The sequence below is a fragment of the Microbulbifer sp. SE14 genome, assembly GCF_059834885.1.
On sequence record NZ_JCBAJA010000090.1, the window covers coordinates 1 to 595 of the forward strand.

The following is a 595-nucleotide window of genomic DNA, read 5'->3' on the forward strand; positions in this document are numbered from 1 at the left end:
CCCCATGCCGCAGACCCGCGAGCACATCCTGCTGTCCCGCCAGGTAGGTGTACCCTACATCGTGGTATTCCTGAACAAGGCCGATATGGTCGACGACGAAGAGCTGCTGGAGCTGGTGGAAATGGAAGTTCGCGAACTTCTGGACCAGTACGAGTTCCCGGGTGACGACACCCCGATCATCGTTGGTTCCGCCCTGATGGCCCTGAACGGCGAAGACGACAACGAGATGGGTACCAGCGCTGTCAAGAAGCTGGTTGAAACCCTGGACGAGTACATCCCGGAGCCGGAGCGTGCGGTAGACCAGCCGTTCCTGATGCCGATCGAAGACGTATTCTCCATCTCCGGTCGCGGTACCGTGGTAACCGGCCGTGTAGAGCGCGGCATCATCAAGACCGGCGACGAAATTGAAATCGTCGGTATCAAGGAAACCACCTCCACCACCTGTACCGGTGTGGAAATGTTCCGCAAGCTGCTGGACGAAGGCCGTGCTGGTGAGAACATCGGCGCCCTGCTGCGCGGCACCAAGCGCGACGAAGTAGAGCGTGGTCAGGTACTGGCCAAGCCGGGCTCCATCACTCCGCACACCAAGTTCCAG

At 60.0% G+C, this 595-nt stretch carries 1 protein-coding gene; it reads left to right on the top strand.

Features of this window, described 5'->3' with window-relative positions; genetic code table 11:
• On the top strand, window positions 1–595 hold a 595-nt coding region (locus AC6R19_RS22780), incomplete at both ends, for an EF-Tu/IF-2/RF-3 family GTPase (RefSeq protein ID WP_500582160.1).